This window comes from Streptomyces clavuligerus (assembly GCF_005519465.1).
GTDB classification, from domain to species: Bacteria; Actinomycetota; Actinomycetes; order Streptomycetales; family Streptomycetaceae; genus Streptomyces; species Streptomyces clavuligerus.
Map to the genome: position 1 here is coordinate 765,752 of NZ_CP027859.1, position 21,372 is coordinate 787,123.

Genomic DNA, 21,372 nt, shown 5'->3' on the forward strand with positions numbered 1-21,372 from the left:
CACCACGAGGTGGAACCCATGCCCCCATCGCTCTCGAAACTCACCCGTGAGGAGATCGTCGCCCGGCTGAAGGAGCTGCTCGGCGCCGGACCGGTCGTCACCGACGAGGACCAGCTCAAGCGGGCGAGCGTCGACCGCTTCAAGAAGTACCCGTCCGTGCACGGCATCTACGACGGACCGATCCCGGCGGCGATCGTCCGCGCCCGCTCCACCGAGGACATCGCCCGCGTCCTGGCCTTCGCGAACGACCACCGGATCAATGTCGTCGCCCGCACCGGCGGCTCCGGCACCGAGGGCGGACTGGAGACGGTCGTCGAGGACACCATCGTCCTCGACGGCTCCGGCCTCGCCGCGATCCACCCCGTCGACATCGAGAACATGCGGGTCACCGTGGGCTGCGGGGTCCCCCTCCAGACCCTTGAGGACCAATTGCGCGCCCAGGGCCTCACCACCGGCCACTCCCCGCAGTCCAAACCGCTCGCCCAGTACGGCGGGCTGGTCTCCACCCGGTCGACCGGTCAGCTCTCCACGCTGTACGGCGGGATCGAGGACATGGTCGTCGGGCTGGAGGCGGTCTTCCCCGACGGCACCGTCACCCGGATCAAGAACGTCCCGCGCCGCGCCGCCGGGCCCGACATCCGGCACATCGTCATCGGCAACGAGGGCGCCCTGTGCTTCATCACCGAGGTGACGGTGAAGGTCTTCCGCTTCCAGCCGGAGAACGACGAGTTCCACGGCTTCCTCGTCGACGACATGGCGACCGGCGTCGCGATCGTCCGCGAGGTGGTCACCAACGGCTACCGCCCCTCCGTGGCCCGCGTCTACTCCCCCGAGGACGCCCGGCAGCACTTCTCGGAGCTGCCCGGCTTCCACGGCGAGGCGGTCGTGGTCATCTTCGTCGCCGAGGGCCCGAAGGGGCTCGTCCGGGCGACGAGCGAGGAGATCGAACGGGTCGCCGCCCGGCACTCGCACACCCGGGTCGACGCCGGGCTGATCAGGGCCTGGTTCACCGGCCTCAACTGGGGCCCCGACAAGATCGAGGCCGAGAAGGCGCATATGCTCCGCGCCGCCGAACTCGGCTACACCACCGAGGTGGCCGTCGACTGGTCGCGGACGGTCGAGCTGTACGACGCCGTCATGCGCCGCGTCCGTACGGAGTTCCCCGCCGCCGATGACCTCCTGCTGCTGGGCGCGCACTCCTCGCACAGCTATCAGACCGGCACCAACCTCTACTTCGTCTACGACTACAAGGTCGGCTGCGAACCGCGCGAGGAGATCGGGACGTACCACATCCCGCTCAACGCGATCATCGTCGAGGAGGCCCTTCGGGTGGGCGGCTCGATGGTCCACCACCACGGCATCGGCAAGTACCGGGCGGGGTGGACGGCACAGGAGCACGGCAGCGCGTACTACCTGCTGGCCAAGTTGAAGGAGGCGTTCGACCCCAACGGGATCATGAACAAGGGCACGATCTTCCCGATCGAGGGCTGAACCCCGAGGGCTGAACCCCCGCCCCTGCCTGCCTTCTCCCCCCTCGCCGGGCCACCGGGCCCGGCCCATGGCCGCGCGGTCCCGTCCCTTTCCCCCTCCCAAGTGACGGGGCCGCGCTCCCCCCTCCCCCAGCTCCCCCTCCTGTCCCTTCTCCCCTCCTGTCCCTTCTTCCCCTCCCTCCATTCCTTTCCTTCCTTCCGCCCTTCCCTCCTTCCGTTCTTCCGCCGGGTGGTGCCGTCCGTCCGGCCCGTACCCCGGAGCCCGCATGGCCAGCAGCACCCGTCCCCGTTACGTCATCGGCATCGACAGCGGCTCCCAGTCGGCCAAGGTGACCGTCTTCGACGACCGGGGCCGGGCCATGAGCGAGGGCCGGGCCGCCCTGCGGCCGTATCTGACCCCGCGCCCCGGCGCGGTCGAGCACCCCGACGACGATCTGTGGACGTCGATCGGCGAGGCGAGCCGAGTGGCGCTCGCGGGCTTCCCCGGCGACCCGGCGGACATCGCGGGCGTCGGACTGTGCTCGATCCGTTTCTGCCGAGCCCTGCTGAACTGGGACGGGCTGCTGGCGCGGCCGGTCATGAGCTGGATGGACGAGCGGGTGGGGCAGCCGCACGCCGACCCCGGGGCCGCGTATGTCACCACCTCGTCCGGCTATCTCGCGCACCGGCTGACGGGCGCCTTCCGCGACACGGCCGCGAACTGCGCCGGAATATGGCCCGTGGACCCGGAGACCTGGCAGTGGTCGACGGACGACGCCGAGCTGGCGAAGTTCGGCGTGACCCGGCCCATGCTGTTCGACCTCGTCATGCCGGGCCATGTGCTCGGCGGGATCACCCGGCGGGCGTCCGCGCACACCGGTATACCGGCGGGGGTCCCGGTCGTCGCCACCGCGAACGACAAGGCGGTGGAGGCGCTCGGCTGCGGACTGCGCGGGCCCGGGACCCTGCTGGTGTCCCTCGGTACCTACGCGGCGGCGATGACGGCCGGAAGCCGGCCGATGCCGGACGCCCGCGCCTTCTGGACCAACTACGCGAGCGAGCCCGGCCGTCATCTGTACGAGTCGAACGGTGTCCGGCGCGGGATGTGGACGGTGAGCTGGTACCGCGATCTGCTCGGCGAGGAGGTGTCCGGGCGGGCGCGGGCCGCGGGCCTGTCCCCGGACGCGTATCTCGACGCGGGGGCGGAGCAGGTCCCGCCGGGCTGTGACGGGCTGCTGGCCGTGCTCGACTGGCTGGCCCCGGCGGACGCCCCGTTCCGCAGGGGCAGTCTGCTCGGCTTCGACGGCCGTCAGGGCCGCTTCCACATCCACCGCGCGATCCTGGAGGCGCTGGCCCTCACCGTCCAGGACGCGTCGGCGCGGATGGCCGCCGAACTCGGCACGGAGTACCGGGAGGTCATCGTCTCCGGCGGTGGCTCCCGTTCCGATCTGATGATGCAGATCCACGCGGACGTGCACGGCCTCCCGGCCCGCCGGGCCGAGGCGTCATCGGGCGCGGCGGGCCTCGGCGCGGCGATCTGCGCGGCGGTCGGCGTCGGGCTGTGCACGGACTTCGACGAGGCCGTCGACCGGATGGTCCGCCCGGGGGCCGTCTTCGTCCCGGACGGAGCCCGCCGCGCGGTCTACCGGCGCCTCGGGGAGGTGCACCGCGAGGTGCGGCGGCACACCGACGAGATCTACCGGCAGACCTACGGCGTCCTCGGCTGAGCCTCCCGGGGCACCGGCCCCGGCGCCTCCCCCGGAGCTTCCCTCGGGGCCGAGCGGGTCAGCAGCGGACCGACGAGGCGGTGTCGTTCTCGTTCATCGGCAGGTTGACTCGGTATCCGATCAGCATGTGGTGGTAGCGGCCCGTGAGGTCGTCGTGGTCGTACCAGGTGCAGATGCGGCCGGTGTCGTTGGACCAGGACGACATCGTGTCGTTGAAGTCGTAGTTCCGCAGCGAGGCGATCGTGTCGCGGGCGCTGACGGAGATACCGCCGCCCGTGAAGTCGACGTCCCGGTAGAGACAGAGGCTCTGACCGGGACAGTTCGAGCCGGTGAACGTCCCGACCTGGGCGATCACGGGGTCGGCCGCCGCGGGCCCGGCGGCGAGCGTGGTGGCGGCCAGGGTCAGGACCACGGCCGGGAGGGCAGTGCGGTACATGTGAACCTCCAGAGAGGGACCCCGGGCGGGAATCCGCGGACGGGGCGGAAAGCGGCCCGGGGGGGGGCCGCCACCGGTGGTCGCGGACCGCCGGGCCACACCTACCCCACGGATACGGCGCGGCGCCGGACGCGTGAGGATCGCCACACTTGCCCAGGGGTCCGCGGTGAACCGTCCCGGCGGTGGGGCCGTGAAGATGGGCGCACCCCCCGCACACTCGCACCCCCGTTCCTCCGCTCTTCCGTTCCTCCTGTGCTCCGGTGCTCCGGTGCTCCTCTTCTTCTTCCGTACGGTCCCACCCCGACTCCCGGGCGGCGGCTTCCTGGGGCGCGACGCCGCCGCCCGGGGCCACAACGGATGGCCCCGGGCCCGTTCGGGTGTTCAGCCCATGACCGCCGTGGCCTCGACCTCCACCAGATGGACGGGGACGTGCAGTGCCGCGACGCCCACCAGCGTGGCCGGTGCCGCCGGAGTGACGCCCAGCCGGGCGGCGGCGCGGGCGACGCCCTCCAGGAAGAGGGGCATCTTCTCCGGGGTCCAGTCGACGGCGTACACGGTCAGCCGGGTGACGTCCGCGAAGGAGCCTCCCGCGGCGGCCAGCGCGGTGGCGACGTTGAGATAGCAGCGTTCGACCTGGGCGGTGAGGTCTCCTTCGCCGACCGTGACCCCGTCGGCGTCCCAGGCGACCTGCCCCGCGACGAAGACCAGCTTCGTCCCGGACGCGATCGCCACCTGCCGGTGGACGCCGGTCTTCGGCAGCTCCTCGGGGTCGAGCAGGGTGATGGCCATACTGTTCGCCTCTCGCCAGGGGGCACCGGGTCCGCTGTCGTCGTGCGGATCGGGCGCCTCGGTTTCCCTCGATTACTGAGGAACCGTAGGAGAACGGCCGCGACCTGGGAAGAACGCACTTTTGGGTGACGGGGGAACCTCGTGGTGACCGCGCGGCTCAGCGGCGCGCGGCCACCACGGGCACCGCCGGGCGGTCAGCCGGCTTCCGTCCCCAGCCTGACCGGCAGTCCGTCGGTGGCACTGTCGAGGGGGCTCGGATGCCTCAGGAGATCCGCCTCGGGTACCGCCAGATCCAGTTCGGGGAAGCGGGCGAACAGGCTCCGCAGGGCGATCTCGGCCTCCGTACGGCCCAGATGGGCCCCCACGCAGAAGTGGGCCCCGTGCCCCAGCGACAGATGCCGTACCGCCGACTCCCGTGCGGCACGGGTGACGTCGAACCGGTCGGCGTCCGCCCCGTGCGCCGCCTTGTCCCGGCCGGCCGCGGAGTAACCGGCGAGAACCGGGGTGCCCTTGGGGATCAAGGTGCCGTCCACGACGAGGTCCCGCTTCGGGTAGCGGAACGGGAAGTAGCTGATCGGGGCGTCCCAACGCAGGGTCTCCTCGACCACGTCGCCCCAGCTCGCGCCGCCCGACCGTACCGTGTCGAGCTGTTCGCGATGCCCGCACAGGGCCCGTACGGCATTGCTGATCAGCGTCATCGTCGTCTCATGACCGGCGATGATCGACGTCCGGATCGTCGCGTTCAGCTCATCCTCGCTGAGCCGGTCGCCGTCCTCCTCCCGCAGGGCGATCAGCGCGCTCGTCAGATCGTCGCCGGGCTCCCGGGTCCGGTTGACGACGACCGTGGCCACGACCTCCGTCAGCTCCCGATAGGCCAGCGCCGCCGGTTCCGGATCGCCGGTGACATCGAGGGTCTGCTCCGTCAGCTCGTGCATCCGCTGCCGGTACTCCTCATCCACCCCGAACAGTTCGCAGATCACCTCCAGCGGCAGGGGCAACGCGAAGTGGGGGTGCAGATCGACGACGCCGTCCCCGGCCGCGGCGGCAGCGGCAGCGAGGCCGTCGAGCAGCCGGGAGACATGCCCCTCGATCCGGGGCCGCAGCTCCTCCACCCGGCGCGCCGTGAACTCCTTGCTGATCAGCGAGCGCAGCCTGCGGTGCTTCGCGCCGTCGGCGGTGTGCATTCCGGGCACGGTGGTGAAGAGCAGCATCGGCCAGTTCTCGGGGATTCGCCCCTCCTGGAGGGCGGTGAAGTGCTCGGGGTTCTTGGTGACCTCGGGGTGGGTCAGGAAGTCCTTCAGCGCCTCGTGGCCGAGGACCGCCATACCGGGTATCCCGCCGGGGAGCACGGTGTCGGCGACGTTGCCCTCGGCCAGCAGCCGGGCGTTGGTGGCGTGGGGGGAGCGCCGGGGGCTGAGGTCCAGTTGGGGCAGCGGCTCCGTACGGGACGACTCGGCGGGGTCGGTGGTCTCCATCGGCGCTCCTGACGGTAGATGAGGTCTGATGCCGCCGACGGGTCCGATGCGCCGCCGGTCGGTCGGCTCCGCCCGCCTGCCCGCCGGGGTTCGGCGGGTGGGCGCGGGCCGCGGGTCCATCGTCCGTGGACGGCACCGTTCCGTGAAGAGCGCGTCCAGGGGGCGCCCCGGGGCGCGAACCGCCGGCCGCGGCGGCCCGTACGGGAAGCCCCTGCGGGAGGCCCCGTACGGGAGAACCCGGACCGGCGCACTCGTCCGAGGGGCCCGTACGGAAAGTCCCTCCCGCGCGGAAGACTCCGTACGGAAAGCTCCGTACGGAAGATCCCTACGGGACGTCGTGGACGGGAGGGCCCCTGCGGCGGGGGCCGTTCCATGGACGGCACCGTTCCGTGAAACGTACGTCCAGGGGGCACGGCGGGGGCACGGACCGCCGAGCACGACAGCCCGCACCGGAAACCCCGTACGAGAAGCCCCTGCGGGAAACACGAACGAGCACACGCGTCCGGCCGACCCGTACGGGAAACCCTCCCGCGCGGCCGTTCATCCACCGGGAGGCCGTCCGGGCCGGGACGGCCCCCCACCCACGCGGCGGCCCCGGGCGTGGGGCCGTGCCGGGACCGCCGAGGGCCGCACGGGAGGCGCGCAGCAGGGCGGGGCGGCTCAGCCGCCGATGGTGAGCACCATCCGGAACCGCGCGGCACCACTGCGCATCCGTTCGTACGCGGCACCGGCCTCCTCCAGCGGGGCCGTCTCGACCATCGGGCGCACCCCGCTGAGCGCGGCGAACGCCATGGCCCTCTCGACGTCCCGCGCCGTCCCGGAGGGATGGCCGTGCACGCTCCGGGCGGCGTTGATGAGCTGGAGCGGGGTGATCGTGAGCGGGTCGGACGAGACCCCGATCACCAGGAGCTGACCGCGTGGCGCCAGCCCGTCGACGGTCCGCGACATCGCGTCGGAGTTGGCGGCGGTCGCCAGGACGACCGTCGCGCCACCGAGGTCGCGCAGCGCCTCCGCCACATCGGTCGTGGTGGAGTCGATGTAGTGGCGGGCGCCGAGCCGCAGCGCCAGCTCCTCCTTGTCGGCGCCCCGGGCGACGGCGACAGTATCGAAGCCGGAGGCGGCGGCGTACTGCACCCCGAGATGGCCGAGCCCGCCGAGACCGACCACGGCGACGAGGTCACCGGCGCGGGCGGCGCTGCGCCGCAGGGAGTTGTAGACGGTCACGCCCGCGCAGCCGAGGGGTGCCGCCTCGATGGCGGAGAGCCCGTCCGGAATCCGGACGAGCGCGTTGGCCGGGGCGACCATGGCCTCGGCGAAGCCGCCGGGGTAGGACCAGCCGGGCACCTGGAGGGAGTCGCAGGTGATGAAGTCGCCGTCCCGGCAGGAGAGGCAGTGGCCGCAGTGCCCGCCGAACCATCCGACGCCGACCCGTTCCCCCTGCCGCCAACCCTGGACGCCCTCGCCGAGGGCGTCGATTCTGCCCGCCACCTCATGCCCGGTGACCAGGGGGAAGTCCAGTCCGGGGAAGTGGTTGTCCACGAGGTAGGAGTCGGTGTGGCAGATCCCGCACGCCTCGACCGCGATCCTGACCTGCCCGGGCCCCGGCTCGGGCAGCTCGCGTTCGACGATCCGGAACTCGCCGCCCGGAGTGGTCACCTCGGCAACACGCATGGAGCTCATGAGGTCGGTCTCCTTCTCTCCGTGCCCGCGTCCCTGACGGCCCACGGGCACACTCCCGGTGCGGAAGGGGGCGGTCCGGCCGTACGACCGTACCCGGGGGCCCCGGCCCCCGCCCGCCGCACCGGCCGGGGCGCGCGGGGCCACACCCGCCCGGCGGAAACCGGCCACGCGACCGGGTGGGCCGCTGTCGGCCGACCGGCCGGAAGGGCGTCTTCCTCTCTGATCTCCACGGCGCGCCGCACCCACCCGCGCGTCCACGCCTTCCCCCGGATTCCCCTGGTATTTCTCCGTCGAATCCGCGCAGCGACGTCACTTCACCGGGGTGTCCGCCGCCCGGCTCGTCCGCGTACGCTCGTCGCCGCGTTCAGCGGGAACGGCCCGGCGCGGTCGTCGCGGGGGTCGGGCTGCCCATGGGCTTCGACGCGACGGGGGCGGCGGTGCCGGTGCGGACGGGGTTCGAGGGCAACCGGCTGCGGCTCCGGTTCGGCGGCGGCCCGGCCGCGTTCCCCATGGAGTTCCCCGCGATCGCGGCCACGGGGGACACGCTCGACACCTGGTGGTCCACCGGCATCCAGCGGCGCATCGTGTGCGAGAACGAGCCCGTGGACTGCTTCCGGGTCCGCAACGCGCGCGGACCGGCGTTCGATCTGTCGAAGAAGGCGTTCCCCGAGGCGACGGAGACGGAGGACAACCGGACCGACGCCGCGCGGCACTGCGTCTGGAACGGTCTGATGACGGAGGGCACCCATCGCGGCTTCGCGCAGCGGATGGCCGCGGCGCACGAGATCGACGGGCGGGCGAACCCGGGGTGGAGCCGTGACGCCCAGCTCATGGACGAGTACAAGAACAAGACGGGCGTCCAGGTCGGGCTGCGGAACGAGGGGGCGCCGCGCCTGATCGAGTCCACCTGTCTTCACTACGGACGGGAGGCGCGGATCGTTCCCGAGCCGGACACCATCGATCTGACGAACCCGTACGGGGTCGACGTGATCGCGCTCCGGCACCCCTGACGCCCTGCCGCCGCTGCCCCCGACGGGCGGGGCAGAGTGGGCCCATGGCGCTGCTCCCCTTGCTGTTGGTGGCCGGGCTCACTCTGTGGTCCTGGGCCCGGCCGCTGGTCGGTGGGCGGTGGCGGCGCAGCCCCGGCTGGTTCACCGGGACCGCGCTCCTGCTGCTGGTCACGACCGCACTCGTCCACTTCTTCGGTCTGATGTCCGGAGGGCTGGACGTGGAGGAGGCGTGCCGTGAGGCGGGGCAGCCCTACGACCACGTGTACCGCGCCGCGCGTCAGGAGGAGCGCGAGGAGTACACGCGGTGGTTCCCGCTGAGCAACGAGTGCAACGCGGGCTATGACCTGGTGCCGGGCTGGGTGAACCCGACGGTGGCCGTCCTGCCCGTCGTGGCCTTCCTGTGCCTGGTGCGGGCGGTGGGGCTGGTGGTCGTCCGGCTGCGGACGCCGGGGGGCGCAGCGGCGGGCACGGCGACGGGCACGCCGGAGGAAGCCGCGCGCATCACGCGCTGAACGAATCCAGGCCCAACGATTCCCGGCCCAACGATCCCGGCCGAACGATCCCCGGGTGAACGATCCCCGGGAGGTGGTGCAACCCTTCCGCGTACTCGTGGGTCAAGCAGTGGCATGACGGGACGTCAACCCCGCGTGTCCCACTCACCGTTCGCCTTCGTCAGGGAGGGACCCCCCATGAGGACACACAGCGCACCCCGCGGCCCGGGGCTGGCCGTCGCGATCGCGGTGGTCATCGGCGCGCTGGCGGCCCCGGCCGCCGCCTCGGCCCCGGCGTTCGCCGCACCGGCGGAGAGCGCGTCACGGCAGCGGGCCGAACCGGTGGCGCAACCGGAGGACTTCAACGGCGACGGCTACCGCGATGTGGCGGTCGCCGCCCAGCACGGAACGGTGGACGGCGTGGCCAAGGCCGGTTACGTCGCCGTCCTCTACGGCTCCAGGAGCGGTTCCCCGCTCGCGCGGAAGCAGATCGTCCACCAGGACACCGCGGGAATCCCCGACGAGGCCGAGGAGGGTGACGGCTTCGGCGGCGCCCTCGTCAGCGGGGACCTCGACCGGGACGGCTACACCGATCTGGTCGTCGGCACCGCCACCGAGGACGTCGGCACGCTCCAGGACGCCGGTACGGTCACGGTGGTGTGGGGCGGACCGCAGGGGCTCTCCGGCGGGACGACCGTCACGAGCGGGGTCCGGGCGCGCGACGCCCTCGGCCGTCTGCTCGCGGTCGGGGACTTCGACGGCGACGGCGACAGCGACCTCGTCACCACCGACGACGGGAACTTCCGTCTGCGGACGGTCTTCGGCCCCTTCGGGCGGGACGGCTCGCACGCCGGAACGGAGCGCGACGGGTACGGCCTCGACCACTACTCCTACGTGGACCTCGCTGCGGGCGACACGAACCGCGACGGGCGGACGGACCTCGTCACCACGACCGTGGGCCACGGCGACTTCCAGGGGTACGGTGCCTCGTTCCGGCTGGGGACCGCCTCCGGCATCGGCCAGCTGCGGCACTTCGGCGCCGGGAAGTTCGACGGCGACAACGCGGACGTCGGCGACATCAACCGGGACGGCTACGCGGACATCGTCATCGGCCGGACCGTCGACGGCGGCGACGAGGACGTGTACATCCCGACCGCCAAGGGCGGGATGATCACCTGGATTCCCGGCTCGGCCAAGGGGCCGCTGCCCGCACGGGCCCGCGCGTTCAACCAGGACAGCGCGCATGTGCCCGGGGCCGCCGAGTGGCGCGACGGCTTCGGCACGGGCGTCTCCATCGGCGATGTCGACGGCGACGGGTACCAGGACATCGCGGCGGGCGTGCCCCACGAGGCCCTCGGCCGGGTCCAGAAGGCCGGTTCCGTGGTCGTCCTGCGCGGCTCCAAGGAGGGGCCCACCGGGAAGGGTTCGCAGGCCGTCAGCCAGGACACCCCGGGGGTGCCGGGCGCCGCCGAGCCCTCCGACATCTTCGGCTACCGCTCCACCGTCGTCGACATCAACGGCGACGGCAGGGGCGAGCTGTTCGCCTCGGCCCTGGGGGAGAACGAGAGCGCCGGGGTGGTCTCGTTCCTCCCCGGGACGCGCAACGGGGTCACCGCGACGGGCTCCGTCACCTTCGGCGCGGGCTCGCTCGGCATGCTCGCCGCCAAGGGCCTCCTCGGCTCGTTCAACGACTGACGACGGCCCCTCCCCGCCTGCTTCTCGAACTCTGTCCCTCACAGGAAGACACCGACCCATGACCTCACGCGGAACGATCCGTGTCCTCGGTCCCGTCGCCGCGCTCGCGGTCGCCGGGACCCTGTCCGTACCGGCGGCGCACGCCGCTCCCGAGCGGCCCCCGGCGGCAGGCGCCACGGCGCAGGCGGAACGGAAGGCGCCGAAGGCGACGCCCGACGACTTCAACGGCGACGGTTTCCCCGATGTGGCGGTCTCGGCCCCCGCCGCGAACATGGAGGACGTCCTCATGCCGGGGTACGTCGCCGTCCTCTACGGCGGCAGAACCGGCCCGCTGTACGCGAAACGCCAGCTCATCCACCAGGACAGCCCGGGGGTTCCCGAGGAGGCCGAGACATACGACGGGTTCGGCACCGTCACGACCACCGGCGATCTGGACCGGGACGGCTACACGGACCTGATCGTCGCCGCCACCGGGGAGGACGTGGGCGAATTCCACAACGCCGGAACCGTCTCGGTGATCTGGGGCGGGCCGAAGGGCCTCTCCGGCGGGGCGACCCTGAAGACCGGCGTCCAGGAGTACGGACAGATCGGCTCCGTGATGGCCGCCGGGGACTTCGACGGCGACGGCGACACCGATCTCACCCTCATCGAGGGGTACGGCGTGAGCCGGCACACCCTGTCGGGCCCGTTCCGCCGGGACGGCTCCCCCGCCGCGTCGACCACCGTCAAGGACGACAAGCTCCGGATTCACGACATGGCCTCCGGTGATCTGAACCGTGACGGCAGGGACGACCTCGTCACGATCCAGGCCGACATCGACAGCCCGGGCGCCACGACCTGGTTCCGGCCCGGCACGGCGAAGGGCCTGGGCAGCGGCACCCGGCTCACGGGCCGCAGCACCATCGGCAACAACATCGACGTCGGGGACGTGAACCGGGACGGCTACGAGGACCTCGTCATCGGCCGCAGCCGCCAGGGGTACTCCGGCGAGCAGCCGATCGACAAGGGCGGCAAGGTCACCTGGCTCCCGGGCTCCGCTCAGGGCCCGGTGGTGGCGCGGGCCCGTTCGTTCAACCAGGACAGCCCCGGGATACCGGGCACCGCCGAGGGCCCGGTGCGGTTCACCGAGGGGGACAGGTTCGGTTCCGATGTGACGGTCGGGGACGTCGACGGGGACGGCTACGGCGACATCGTCGCGGGTGTGCCCGGCGAGGGGGTCGGGAAGATCCGCCAGGCGGGCGCCTTCGTCGTGATCCGGGGCTCCGCGAGCGGTCCGACGGGCACCGGGGCGCAGATGTTCCACCAGGACTCCCCCGATGTGCCGGGCGGGGCGGAGATCGACGACCAGTTCGGCTCCACCTCGAAGGTCGTCGACACCGACCGGGACGGGCGGGGCGAGGTCGTCGTCGCCGCCGTGGGCGAGAACTGGAACGCCGGGTCGGTCTGGGTCTTCGAGCCGACCGCGTCCGGGCTCACCGCCAAGGGGTCCATCACCTTCGGGCAGGGGACGCTCGGTCTCTACGCCAACGCCCAGGACGAGTTCGGCGCCCGGTTCAACCAGTAGGGGGAGCGCGCGCGTGCTGCCGCCGCCGCCCGCTGAGGCCATGGGCCCGTACGGATGCCGTACGGGCCCGTCGGCTCTATCGGGCGGGCTCGGCGGGCTGGTGCCCGTCGAAGCCCGAGTCGGCACCGGGGTCGGGGCCGGGGCCTGAGCCAGGGTCGGGGTCGGGGTCGGGGTCGGTCAGCCGGTGGACGGTCAGCCGTATTCCGGCCAGGGACAGTGTGGCCAGGGCGGTGGGCCGCGAGCGGCTGCCGGGGGCGTGGCGGAAGCGGTAACGGGTGAGCGCCGACGCCAGGAACAGCGCGATCTCGTTCATGGCCAGGGTGTCGCCGACGCATTTGCGACGGCCGGTCGAGAACGGGATGAGGGCCTGCCGCTGTGCCCTGCCCGCCCGTTCGGGCAGCCAGCGGTCGGGGTCGAAGGAGGCGGGCCGGGGGAAGACCTCGGGGTCGCGGTGGAGGCAGTAGGGGCTGAAGACCACGTCGACCCCGGCGGGTATCCGGTGTCCGCCGAGTTCGACCGGGGCGGTGGTGACCCGGCTGACCAGCCAGACGGACGGGTACAGCCGCAGGGTCTCGGTGACGACCCGGCCGAGCAGCGGCAGCCGGGGCAGATCCTCGGCCACGGGGTCCCGGCCGCCGAGGACGTCGGCGAGTTCGGCGCGCAGCCGGTGCTGCACGTCCTGGTCGGTGGCGAGGAGGTGCAGGGCCGAGGCGACCGAGGAGGCGGAGGTCTCCACTCCGGCGCCGATCAAGGTGAAGACCTGGTCCACGAGGTCGGTCTCGGTGAAGGCGGGCGTGCCGTCGGGCCCCGTGGCGGCCATGAGCCGGGACAGCACCTCGTTCCCGTCCGCTCCGGTGGCCCGGTGGGCGGCGATGGCCCCGGCGAGTGCCGTGCGGATGAGTTCCCTGCCCCTGTCGACACGGCGGAGCGCGGGCAGCGGCAGCCGGTGCAGGGAGGGCGGGAGCACCATCCGGATGAAGCCGTCCTTTTCGAGCTGTGGAAAGGTCCGGACGGAGTCGGTGACGGCCTGGGCGAAATCCGCGTCACGGAAGAGTGTGCCGAGGACGGTGAGGGTGGCGAGTTTCATCGCCTCCTCGCTCACGTCCAGGGTCTGTCCGTCGTGCCAGTCGTCCACGACCCGGCGTCCGGCGTCGGCGACGACCGGCCCGTACGAGGAGATCGCGGTGGGGTGGAACGCGGGCTGCACCAGGGGCCGCTGCACCCGATGATCTGCGTTATTGCAGGTGGCCAGGCCGTTTCCGGCCATGTAGCGGATGAAGTCGAAGAACGGGCCGCCCTTGTCGTAGGGGTGCGGGTCGGTGACGAGAATCCGGTGCACCAGTTCACGCCGGGTGACCAGGACGATCGGGCGTCGGCCGAGCAGCAGCCGGAGTACCCCGGGGCCGGTGCCGGGGCGGTGCAGGCGCAGCAGCAGCCGCAGCGGATCGCGGTAGAGGCCCAGGCCGTGGCCCACGAGGGGGAGGGCGCCCGGGGCGGCGGGCGGCGGGTGCCCAAGGGCGGCGACGGTGGAGGTCATCGCGCGCCTCCCCTGGACGTTCCGACCCGGATGACGCTCCGGTTCTTCGTCCCCTCCGGCCTCACCGTCCTCTCCGTCCTCTCTGTCCTCGCCGTCCTCTCTGTCCTCTTCGCCTTTTTCATCTTCTTCATCTTCTTCATCGGCACGCACCTCACTCCCTTCGGGAGCACCTTCGGAAACACGGGGATCTCGTTTCCCAGAGTGGGCCAGACCGGCGGATGCCGACAGGGCGCTCGCGGGCGCATCAGGGCGCACGCCCACCCGGGCGGGGCCCGGCCGGGTGCGGGCTTCACCGTGTGCGAGGCGGGCGGGTAGCGTCGGGAGGACCGCGCGAGAAGGGAACCGCCGCCGATGCCGCATCCGTCCCGTTCCGACAACTCCCACGGCTCCACTGGCTCCCACGGTCCCGCCCTGCGGGCGCTCATCCTCGACTTCGTCGGAGTTCTCACGGCCGAGCCGGGCCCCACCATCCGCGCCTGGTGCACGGCGCAGGGGCTCGACCCGGGAGCCTGGGGCAGGACCCTCCAGGACGACCCCGAGGGCCGGTCCCTGTACACGGAGCTGGAGCTGGGGCGGATGGGCCAGGCGGAGTGGAACGCCCGGACGGCACCGCTGCTCGGCCCCGGCGTGGACCCGGTGAACCTGATGGGCCGCGCCTGGGAGGCGGTCCCGACGGCCCGGCGGATGGCCGCCCTCGCCCGCACCGCCCGCGCGTCGGGCCTGCGGCTCGCGCTGCTGTCGAACTCGTTCGGACTCGATCCGCACAACCCGTACACACACGCCGGTATCTGGGACCTGTTTGACGTCCATGTGATCTCCGAGGCGGTCGGCCTGGCCAAGCCCGACCCGGCGATCTACCACCACACCCTGGACCTGCTGGACCTCCCCCCCGAAGCCTGCGTCTTCGCCGACGACCACGCCCCCAACCTCGCCCCGGCCGCCGCCCTCGGCATCACCACGGTCCACGTCACCGACGAACAAACCGCCGTCGCCCGCCTGTCCTCGCTCCTCGGCCTCATACCGCCACGCCCGCTCGCCGCCCACGACTGATCGATCACCTCAGGGCGACGCGCCACGAACGTCTGTGGCGGGGTGCCCGGCGTCACAGGACGGTGTTCGGTGAACGGGATCGGAGAACGGGAAACGGGATCGGGAAACGGGAAACGGGAAACGGACACGACCGGTCCTCCGGCGGGTTCGGGAACCCCTCGGAGGACCGGTCGGTGAGGTGCGGCGGTCCGGTGTCAGTTGTCAGTTGTCAGTAGAGGGTGAGGCGCAGGTGGACCGGCCCGGACCAGGCTTCCGGTTCCAGGGCGATGCGGGCCGCCCGGTGGCCGTTCTCGGCGTACCCGCTCAGGACCTGGTCCACGCGGATGCGTTCGACCGGGGGCAGATAGTGCCAGACCAGGCTGTGCCACACGACGGTGAGGACGTCCGGGTCCACGGGGCGGGCCAGTTCCTCGCGGAGCCAGTCGGCCGCAGGGGCGCGGTCCACCCGGGGCCGTTCCGCTGCCGCGACCTCCAGGGCCGCTTCCAGCAGCGTCAGGTCCTCGGTGTGCTCGGGCGGGAGGAAGGAGCGCAGGACGGCGGTGTCGACGGGGTCGGCGGGGTCACGGGGTGCCAGGTCGCAGCCGGCGCGTTCGACGATCTCGTACGCGCCGGGCCGGGAGCGGGGGCCCGCCGGGAGGCGGACCGGGGAGGAGGCCGGGCCCCACTCCCCCGCCGGGCCGTACCAGCGGTAGTGGTCGGGGAGCAGGCCGAGCCCGGCGCACGCGCCCAGTTCCAGCAGGCGCACCCGGCCGCCGCCGAGGAGGCAGAGACCGTCCTGGAGCACGGCGGCGCGCTGCGGCTGGTGCTGCTGGACGGGTTCCCGCAGCGCGGCCTCGATCACGGCGGGGTGGCGCAGGAGGACGTCCCGCGCGGCGCTCCAGAGGCCGTCGGCCGAGGGGGGCGTGCCGGGTGAGCGGAGGGCGGCGCGGAACCGGGCGGCCAGCTCCGGGGCGCTGCCGTCCACCATCAACCGGTGCAGTCCGGCCAGGGCGCGCAGACCGAAGAGGGGCTGTGTGCGCTCGGGGTGGCCCAGCAGGGTCCGGCCCACCGCGCCGCCGTCCCGGATGTCCCGGGCGAGTCCCGCGAGGAGCGCGGCGGACGCGGGCGCGGTGGGGCCGAGGGCGGTGGCGAAGGCGCCGAGTTCACCGATGAGGCGGGGGGCGTCCCCCGGGGTGGCGGTGCGGGTCACTCGGAGCCTGCCCCGGCCGGTTCGGGCATCCCCAGCAGGGCGGACTGGTCGATCCTGTTGCCGATGGCGTCGCGGTACGGGGAGGCGTCGGCGAGGTGGTCGAGCAGGTTGCGGGCGCGGGAGTGCAGGGCGCCGACCCGGCGGCGGTAGCCGTCGACGACGGGCGGGCAGTGCAGCAGGGCGCGCAGTTCGGCCCGTGCGGTCAGGTCGGCGCGGGCGGCCGTACGAAGGGTGTGCATGCGGTTCCGTTCGCGGGGGTCGGCGCTCGCCAGGGCGTGGGCGAGCAGCAGGGTGGGGGTGCCGTTGGCGAGGTCCTCGTCGGTCTCGGGGGTGACGTCGGCGTTGTCGTTGTGGACCTGCCGCAGGACGCCGAGGAGTTGGCCGAGTACGGTCCACGCCTCCAGGGCGCGGGGGTCGGTGACGGCGGCGCGCGCGGCCATACGGGCGTCCCTGCCGTATCCGGCGCCGGTCTTGCCGGTGTAGGCGCGCATCACCCGTTCCCAGGTCAGCGCCTCGCTGTCGCGTGCGGTGTCGTCGAGTTGTCCGGCGCCCGCGGCGACGGTGCTCCAGCCGAGGTCACGCCGCCAGCCGCGGGCGAGTTCCGCGGGGACGCCGGGTCCTTCGACGGCCGCCTCGGGCAGGACGCCCAGGCACAGGACGCCGCCGATGAGGAGTTCATGGGCGCTGCCGTGGTCGCCCGGGGCGGCGTCGACGAGGTCGTCCAGGGCTTCGGTGCCCGCGAACCACAGGGTGGAGGCCACGGCGACCGGGACGGCGGGGGCGGGGTTCCCGCTGATGGCGCCCAGGACGGCGAGGGCGAACAGGCGGTTGGACAGGGGGCCCTGCTGCTGGAGCGCGGTGGTGACGATGGCGCGGACGGGGTCGTGGAGCCTGCTTCCGGGCGGGCAGGCGCGGTCGATCACGGCGAGGGTGTCCTCTCGCACCTGCTGGTCCCAGGGGATCAGAACCCCCCAGGGATGCCCGTTGAGAGAGTCCGGGACCGTGTTCGTCACGGGGGATTCGATGCCGCTCACAGCTTTCCCCTTTCTGTTCATCCGGAATTAACCTTGCTGCCACCCGGGCGGCTTGCGGAGCGCCGCTTTCCGAATTTTCCGCGGGGCCCGTTGGCACGCCCTCTTAACGCGGCGGACAAAGCGCGGCACTCACACCTTTCAGCGTGACGTAAGTCACCGCAAAGAAAGGGTCGAATCCCTGACACTCGCTCCACCAGCACGTACAGCCGAGCGAGCGGACGGCCGACCGCTCAGATCGACTGTGACCCAGGTCACATGAGAGGGATTGAGAAGGCGGCCCGCCGCTCCCGTTATTCAGGTCGAAGGCACCGGGAAGGACCCGCACCGGCAGGACCGGATAACCGGGTGACCGCCTTCAGAGCTTTACGGGAAATCGCTTCATCCAGCAGCCCCGTCGGCTCCCCGTATCCATTCGATGTGAAAGGGAAATGCCATGCGTGACATCGACACCGCACTGACGGCCGCGCTCTCCGCCCTCTCCGGCGACACCGCCGAGAGCCCCCTCACCCTCCCCGACGACATCGACGTGCTCGAACTCCGCCCGCAGAACAACTGCTGACAGCAGAACGCGTCCAGAAGAAACCCACCCGACACAACGGAAGGCCCACTCCCATGCGTGACATCGACCCCGCCCTCGCCGACGCCGTCGCCGCCCTCTCCGGCGACACCACCGAAAGCCCCCTCACCCTCCCCGACACCATGGACGTCCTCGAAGGCAACCCGACCAACGGCTGCTGAACCCCCGAGCGCACCGCGCGTTCACCACTCGCACACCGCACATCTCACAGACCCACCTCGAAGGGAACCTCCATGCGTGACATCGACCCCGCCCTCGCCGACGCCGTCGCCGCCCTCTCCGGCGACACCGCCGAAAGCCCCCTCACCCTCCCCGACACCATGGACGTCCTCGAAGGCAACCCGACCAACCACTGCTGACAGCAGGTCGGCACAGCACGAAAGGCACCATCCATGCGTAACGCCGAATCCGCCCTGAGGGCCGCCCGCGCCGCCCTGTCCGGGGACGGCGTCGAAAGCCCGCTGACACTGCCCGAAGGACCCGTCACCGGACTGAAGCCGACCCATCAGTGCTGACACGAAAGGAGTTATCCGGTGCGTGACATCGACACCGCGCTGACCGCCGCCCGCGCCGCCCTCTCGGGCGACAGCGGCGAAAGCCCTCTCACCCTCCCCGACGACATTCTCGAATGGAAGGGAAATCCCGGTGGCAGTTGCTGAGCGCGAAGCCCTCTCCCTGTATGACGTCGAACCCGTTCTGACCGACGCGCTCTCCGCCCTCTTGGGCGAGGCCGCCGAAAGCCCCCTCGCTGTTCCGGAGGGCGCCGAGGTCCTGGACCTGCGGCAGGAAGTCAGCCCACCTGGCTGCTGACACAGCAGTGGGCACACAGCGCGCGCCCCGTCCGGCACCGTCTCCCGCGATCGAAGGAGACAGGTACTGGGCGGGGCGCGCTGTCGTGCCGTACGCCATGGACACCCGGTGCGGCCCGGTGCGCCCGCGCCGACGGTCGGTCAGGTGTCGTCCCCGGGGCCGGACGGCAGCATCCCCGACGCACGGGCGATGCCCTCCACCTCCCGCCGGTCCTCGCCGCGCCTGCGCTCCTGCGCGTCGATCCGGTCGCGCAGCGCGCGCAGCCGCTCCGCGTCCGCCGCCACCTCGGGCGGCACCAGCGACATCGCCCCCTTGGCGTGCTCGCCGTCACCGAGCTGGACGACGACATGCCCGGCACGGCCCTCCGGCCCTGACCCCCCGCTGAGCAGTCCCATGAGATGCAGCAGCTCCTGCTGGACCTCCGGGGTGAACAGCTCCTTCTCCTCGTCGTCCATCGTCAGCTCCGCGGCACCGCCGCCGTGCGTGACCCACAGCCGGATGATCTCCATGAGCAGTCCGAACTGGGCGCTGGGCAGCCGGGCCCGCAGCGCTTCCACATACAGCCGGTAGCGCAGCCGTATGACTTCCTGCCCACCGCGTTCGCCCTGACCGCCTCGCTCGGGCTGCCCCCCGCCTCGCTCGGCCTGCCCGCCTCGCTCGGGCTGCTCGTCCGGGTCCGCCATGACGGTTCCTCCCCTCCGACGCGCTCCGACGGTACAGCAGGCCGTACGCCACGGATATGGCTTCAACGGCATCGGTCCACGGCGTCCAGCCAGGGGGAATCGCTTCTTCCCCACCCCCAACAGACGCACAGGAATTCCCCATACGCATGCCCGATATAAGACACCCTGCCGACCGTTCGGGGACGCCCCCGCCGCCGAGCCCCCGGAAAAACGATCGCGCGGGGCGAACCGGGGTTGGCAGGCTGCCCCCATGGAATCGAAGCACACAGAAGTACTGCTCATCGGGGGCCGCGCCGGAGTCGGGAAGACGACGGTGGGGTGGGAGGTGTCGGCGCTGCTGCGGGCGGGCAATGTGGCGCACGCCGTGATCGACGGTGACTTCATGGGGCAGGTCCATCCGGCTCCGGAGGGAGATCCGCACCGGGCGGAGATCACCGAGTGCAATCTGACCGCGGTGTGGGCGAACTTCGCCCGGCGCGGCTGTCGGCGGCTGATCTATACGAACACCGTGAGCGTGCTGCCCGAGGCGACGGGGATGTTCCGGCGGGCCATGGGAGCGGAGACGCGCATCGTCAGGGTGCTGCTCACCGCCTCGGACGCGACCACCCGCGACCGGCTCGAACGCCGGGAGACCGGGTCCGGGCTGGCGGAGGAGATCGACAACAGCATCCGCAAAGCGCGGCTCCTGGACGAACAGGTCTCCCCCGGGACCACGCGGGTGGTGACGGACGGGCGCGCGGTCGGGGAGATCGCGCGCGAGGTGGTGGCCACGACCGGCTGGATGCGGTGACGGTCCGGACGGGCCGTCACCGCATCGCCTGAGCGGATACCGGCCGCCGTCCGGCCTTGTCCCCGCCGCCCGGCTCAGATACGGCCCGCCACGCTGTCGAAGAAGCGGACGACACCGGGCAGCGCCAGGCAGAGCCGGGGAAAGCCGGCAAAGCCCGGGAACTCAGCCGCCCAGCAGCTCCATGATGAGCCGCACCGTCTCCAGGACCGGCACACCGAGCATCCCGGCCGTCGCCGCGACCCCGGTGATGGCCATCAGGGCACGGTGGCGCTCCTGGGGCTCGATCGCGGGGTCCGCCGTCAGGGCCGGAAGGGCCTCGTCGATCGAGTGGGCGGACAGCGGCGGAACGTTGGCGCGCAGCTCCCGCAACAGCGTCAGCAACTCCCGTATCGCCTCCTCCAGCGCGGGCGACGCGGCCTGGGTGCCGACCGGGCCCGACTGGTGGTTGACCATGCCCGTGTTGTTCTCGCCGCCGTGCATGTTGACGGTGTTGCCGAAGTAGTAGTTGCTCCCACTGCTCATGAGTTCGCCATCCCCACGTTGTTGCTGCCGCCGTACATGTTCACGTTGTCACCGAAGTAGTAGTTGCTGGGACTGCTGATCACCAGCCGCTCCACCCGCACCTGGAACTCCGCCTGCGGGTTCTCGATGGCGTCGGATATGAGGTGGACGAGCTGCCGGAGCTGCCCGTGGTCCCTCCCGGAGACCACGGCGGTCGAGGCACCGGCGGTCTCGACGCCGAGGACGAAGTGGGGCTGCGCGGTCAGCACCGCGATCATGTCCACGAGGGCGTAGATCATGAAGGCCCCGGAGGCCAGCCACATCAGCCCGAGCAGGGTGGCGGGGGTTTCCTCCCCCTGGGCCAGCGCCGCGATGGTCCCGCCGAGGAGGGTGAGCGCCGCGGTCACCGCGAGGGTGATCCCCACCCTCCGGAAAAAGCGCAGGACCGCCTCCTTGCGCCGGGGGTTGAGGGTGTAGGTGTAGACACGCGCGATGTTGTGGAGCGGGTAGGCGGCGCCGCCGATCCAGAGCAGCCGTTTGCTGACCCGGATGTCGATCGACTCCGTCAGCCCGGTGGGAAGGCTCCCTGTCGACATCGACGCCTGGGTGGCGGCGGGAGGTGGGGCCGTGGGAGCGGGTGGGGTGTTCCACGGTCGCTGTGGCGGCAGTGGTGGCTGAGCGGGCTCTGCCGGTTGCATCGTTCCCCCAGAGGTGCGGTGCCGCTGTCGGTCGAGGAGCTGAGAGGTCAGAACCTCGGAGCCATGCTCCTCCCGGCGCGGGCACCGGCGCAAAGAATATGTCCGCAACAGGATTGGGCACCCGCCCGGATAAGACCATGTGTTCACGGATAATCACCGAGAATGTT

Annotated in this window: 25 protein-coding genes; 14 read left to right on the forward strand and 11 right to left on the reverse strand. The window is 72.0% G+C overall.

The genetic code is table 11. The features are described from left to right. Positions 1–18: 18 nt before the first annotated feature. Complete coding sequence (locus CRV15_RS31585) at positions 19–1,491, forward strand: FAD-binding oxidoreductase (protein WP_003953228.1); 1,473 nt, start codon at positions 19–21, stop codon at positions 1,489–1,491. Positions 1,492–1,756: 265 nt separating this feature from the next. After that, positions 1,757–3,196: an FGGY-family carbohydrate kinase gene (locus tag CRV15_RS31590; RefSeq protein ID WP_003953227.1), complete on the forward strand. Its 1,440-nt coding sequence runs from the start codon at positions 1,757–1,759 to the stop codon at positions 3,194–3,196. Positions 3,197–3,254: 58 nt separating this feature from the next. On the opposite strand, the gene CRV15_RS31595 is transcribed toward CRV15_RS31590, so the two are convergent. From CRV15_RS31595 to CRV15_RS31610, 4 genes are all read right to left on the reverse strand, one after another. Further along, on the reverse strand, positions 3,255–3,632 hold the full coding sequence (locus CRV15_RS31595) for a peptidase inhibitor family I36 protein (RefSeq protein WP_003963263.1): 378 nt from the start codon (positions 3,630–3,632) through the stop codon (positions 3,255–3,257). 381 nt (positions 3,633–4,013) lie between these two features. Next, positions 4,014–4,421: a RidA family protein gene (locus CRV15_RS31600; RefSeq protein ID WP_003953225.1), complete on the reverse strand. Its 408-nt coding sequence runs from the start codon at positions 4,419–4,421 to the stop codon at positions 4,014–4,016. Between the two features lie 194 nt (positions 4,422–4,615). Next, complete coding sequence (locus tag CRV15_RS31605; RefSeq protein ID WP_003953224.1) at positions 4,616–5,896, reverse strand: cytochrome P450 family protein; 1,281 nt, start codon at positions 5,894–5,896, stop codon at positions 4,616–4,618. Positions 5,897–6,556: 660 nt separating this feature from the next. Beyond that, on the reverse strand, positions 6,557–7,576 hold the full coding sequence (locus tag CRV15_RS31610) for an alcohol dehydrogenase (RefSeq protein WP_003953223.1): 1,020 nt from the start codon (positions 7,574–7,576) through the stop codon (positions 6,557–6,559). Between the two features lie 410 nt (positions 7,577–7,986). Between CRV15_RS31610 and CRV15_RS31615 the strand changes: the two genes are divergently transcribed. The 4 genes from CRV15_RS31615 (at position 7,987) to CRV15_RS31630 (ending at position 12,336) form a co-directional block, all read left to right on the forward strand. Continuing rightward, a complete protein-coding gene (locus tag CRV15_RS31615; RefSeq protein WP_009999264.1) occupies positions 7,987–8,586 on the forward strand; it encodes a DUF6973 domain-containing protein in 600 nt (199 codons plus the stop codon). Positions 8,587–8,630: 44 nt separating this feature from the next. Beyond that, positions 8,631–9,098, forward strand: a complete 468-nt coding sequence (locus CRV15_RS31620; RefSeq protein WP_003953221.1) for a hypothetical protein — start codon at positions 8,631–8,633, stop codon at positions 9,096–9,098. A 177-nt stretch (positions 9,099–9,275) separates the two neighbouring features. Next, a complete protein-coding gene (locus CRV15_RS31625) occupies positions 9,276–10,772 on the forward strand; it encodes an FG-GAP repeat protein (RefSeq protein WP_009999265.1) in 1,497 nt (498 codons plus the stop codon). A gap of 58 nt (positions 10,773–10,830) precedes the next feature. Then, positions 10,831–12,336, forward strand: coding sequence for an FG-GAP-like repeat-containing protein (locus CRV15_RS31630; protein WP_003953219.1), 1,506 nt, complete (start codon positions 10,831–10,833; stop codon positions 12,334–12,336). A 76-nt stretch (positions 12,337–12,412) separates the two neighbouring features. Here CRV15_RS31630 and CRV15_RS31635 read toward each other — a convergent pair whose 3' ends face one another. Next, on the reverse strand, positions 12,413–13,873 hold the full coding sequence (locus CRV15_RS31635) for a cytochrome P450 (RefSeq protein ID WP_003963265.1): 1,461 nt from the start codon (positions 13,871–13,873) through the stop codon (positions 12,413–12,415). Further along, entirely contained in the window at positions 13,870–14,013 is a 144-nt protein-coding gene (locus CRV15_RS36150) for a hypothetical protein (protein ID WP_157849254.1), read from the reverse strand. Before CRV15_RS36150 ends, CRV15_RS31635 begins: the two co-directional genes overlap by 4 nt. 211 nt (positions 14,014–14,224) lie before the next feature. Between CRV15_RS36150 and CRV15_RS31640 the strand changes: the two genes are divergently transcribed. After that, positions 14,225–14,923, forward strand: a complete 699-nt coding sequence (locus CRV15_RS31640) for an HAD-IA family hydrolase (protein WP_003963266.1) — start codon at positions 14,225–14,227, stop codon at positions 14,921–14,923. A gap of 208 nt (positions 14,924–15,131) precedes the next feature. On the opposite strand, the gene CRV15_RS31645 is transcribed toward CRV15_RS31640, so the two are convergent. Together CRV15_RS31645 and CRV15_RS31650 are read right to left on the reverse strand one after the other, a co-directional pair. Further along, entirely contained in the window at positions 15,132–16,112 is a 981-nt protein-coding gene (locus CRV15_RS31645; RefSeq protein WP_003963267.1) for a DUF2332 domain-containing protein, read from the reverse strand. Continuing rightward, positions 16,109–17,146, reverse strand: coding sequence for a polyprenyl synthetase family protein (locus CRV15_RS31650; protein ID WP_009999269.1), 1,038 nt, complete (start codon positions 17,144–17,146; stop codon positions 16,109–16,111). Before CRV15_RS31650 ends, CRV15_RS31645 begins: the two co-directional genes overlap by 4 nt. A 433-nt stretch (positions 17,147–17,579) precedes the next feature. Here CRV15_RS31650 and CRV15_RS37565 point away from each other — a divergent pair, with 433 nt between their 5' ends. The 6 genes from CRV15_RS37565 (at position 17,580) to CRV15_RS36155 (ending at position 18,533) form a co-directional block, all read left to right on the forward strand. Next, entirely contained in the window at positions 17,580–17,705 is a 126-nt protein-coding gene (locus CRV15_RS37565) for a hypothetical protein (protein WP_003953212.1), read from the forward strand. A 53-nt stretch (positions 17,706–17,758) separates the two neighbouring features. After that, positions 17,759–17,884 (forward strand): hypothetical protein, encoded by a 126-nt coding sequence (locus CRV15_RS37570; RefSeq protein WP_003953211.1) that lies wholly within the window; start codon positions 17,759–17,761, stop codon positions 17,882–17,884. Positions 17,885–17,956: 72 nt separating this feature from the next. Next, a complete protein-coding gene (locus CRV15_RS37575; RefSeq protein ID WP_003953210.1) occupies positions 17,957–18,082 on the forward strand; it encodes a hypothetical protein in 126 nt (41 codons plus the stop codon). 33 nt (positions 18,083–18,115) lie between these two features. Continuing rightward, positions 18,116–18,238 (forward strand): hypothetical protein, encoded by a 123-nt coding sequence (locus CRV15_RS37580; protein WP_003953209.1) that lies wholly within the window; start codon positions 18,116–18,118, stop codon positions 18,236–18,238. Positions 18,239–18,256: 18 nt separating this feature from the next. Further along, positions 18,257–18,382 carry a hypothetical protein gene (locus tag CRV15_RS37585; RefSeq protein ID WP_003953208.1) on the forward strand — a complete coding sequence of 42 codons (126 nt, stop codon included), beginning with the start codon at positions 18,257–18,259 and terminating at the stop codon, positions 18,380–18,382. Then, entirely contained in the window at positions 18,369–18,533 is a 165-nt protein-coding gene (locus CRV15_RS36155; protein ID WP_009999270.1) for a hypothetical protein, read from the forward strand. Before CRV15_RS37585 ends, CRV15_RS36155 begins: the two co-directional genes overlap by 14 nt. A gap of 140 nt (positions 18,534–18,673) precedes the next feature. Here the strand turns inward: CRV15_RS36155 and CRV15_RS31655 are convergent, their stop codons facing one another. Further along, the gene (locus CRV15_RS31655) at positions 18,674–19,216 is read right to left on the reverse strand and encodes a hypothetical protein (RefSeq protein ID WP_009999272.1); all 543 of its coding nucleotides are present in this window, start codon (positions 19,214–19,216) and stop codon (positions 18,674–18,676) included. 250 nt (positions 19,217–19,466) lie between these two features. Here CRV15_RS31655 and CRV15_RS31660 point away from each other — a divergent pair, with 250 nt between their 5' ends. After that, positions 19,467–20,006 (forward strand): DEAD/DEAH box helicase family protein, encoded by a 540-nt coding sequence (locus tag CRV15_RS31660; RefSeq protein WP_003953205.1) that lies wholly within the window; start codon positions 19,467–19,469, stop codon positions 20,004–20,006. 162 nt (positions 20,007–20,168) lie between these two features. Here the strand turns inward: CRV15_RS31660 and CRV15_RS31665 are convergent, their stop codons facing one another. Both CRV15_RS31665 and CRV15_RS31670 read right to left on the reverse strand, forming a co-directional pair. Beyond that, complete coding sequence (locus CRV15_RS31665) at positions 20,169–20,528, reverse strand: hypothetical protein (protein ID WP_003953204.1); 360 nt, start codon at positions 20,526–20,528, stop codon at positions 20,169–20,171. Continuing rightward, on the reverse strand, positions 20,525–21,103 hold the full coding sequence (locus CRV15_RS31670; protein WP_009999275.1) for a DUF6232 family protein: 579 nt from the start codon (positions 21,101–21,103) through the stop codon (positions 20,525–20,527). Before CRV15_RS31670 ends, CRV15_RS31665 begins: the two co-directional genes overlap by 4 nt. Positions 21,104–21,372 lie beyond the last annotated feature (269 nt).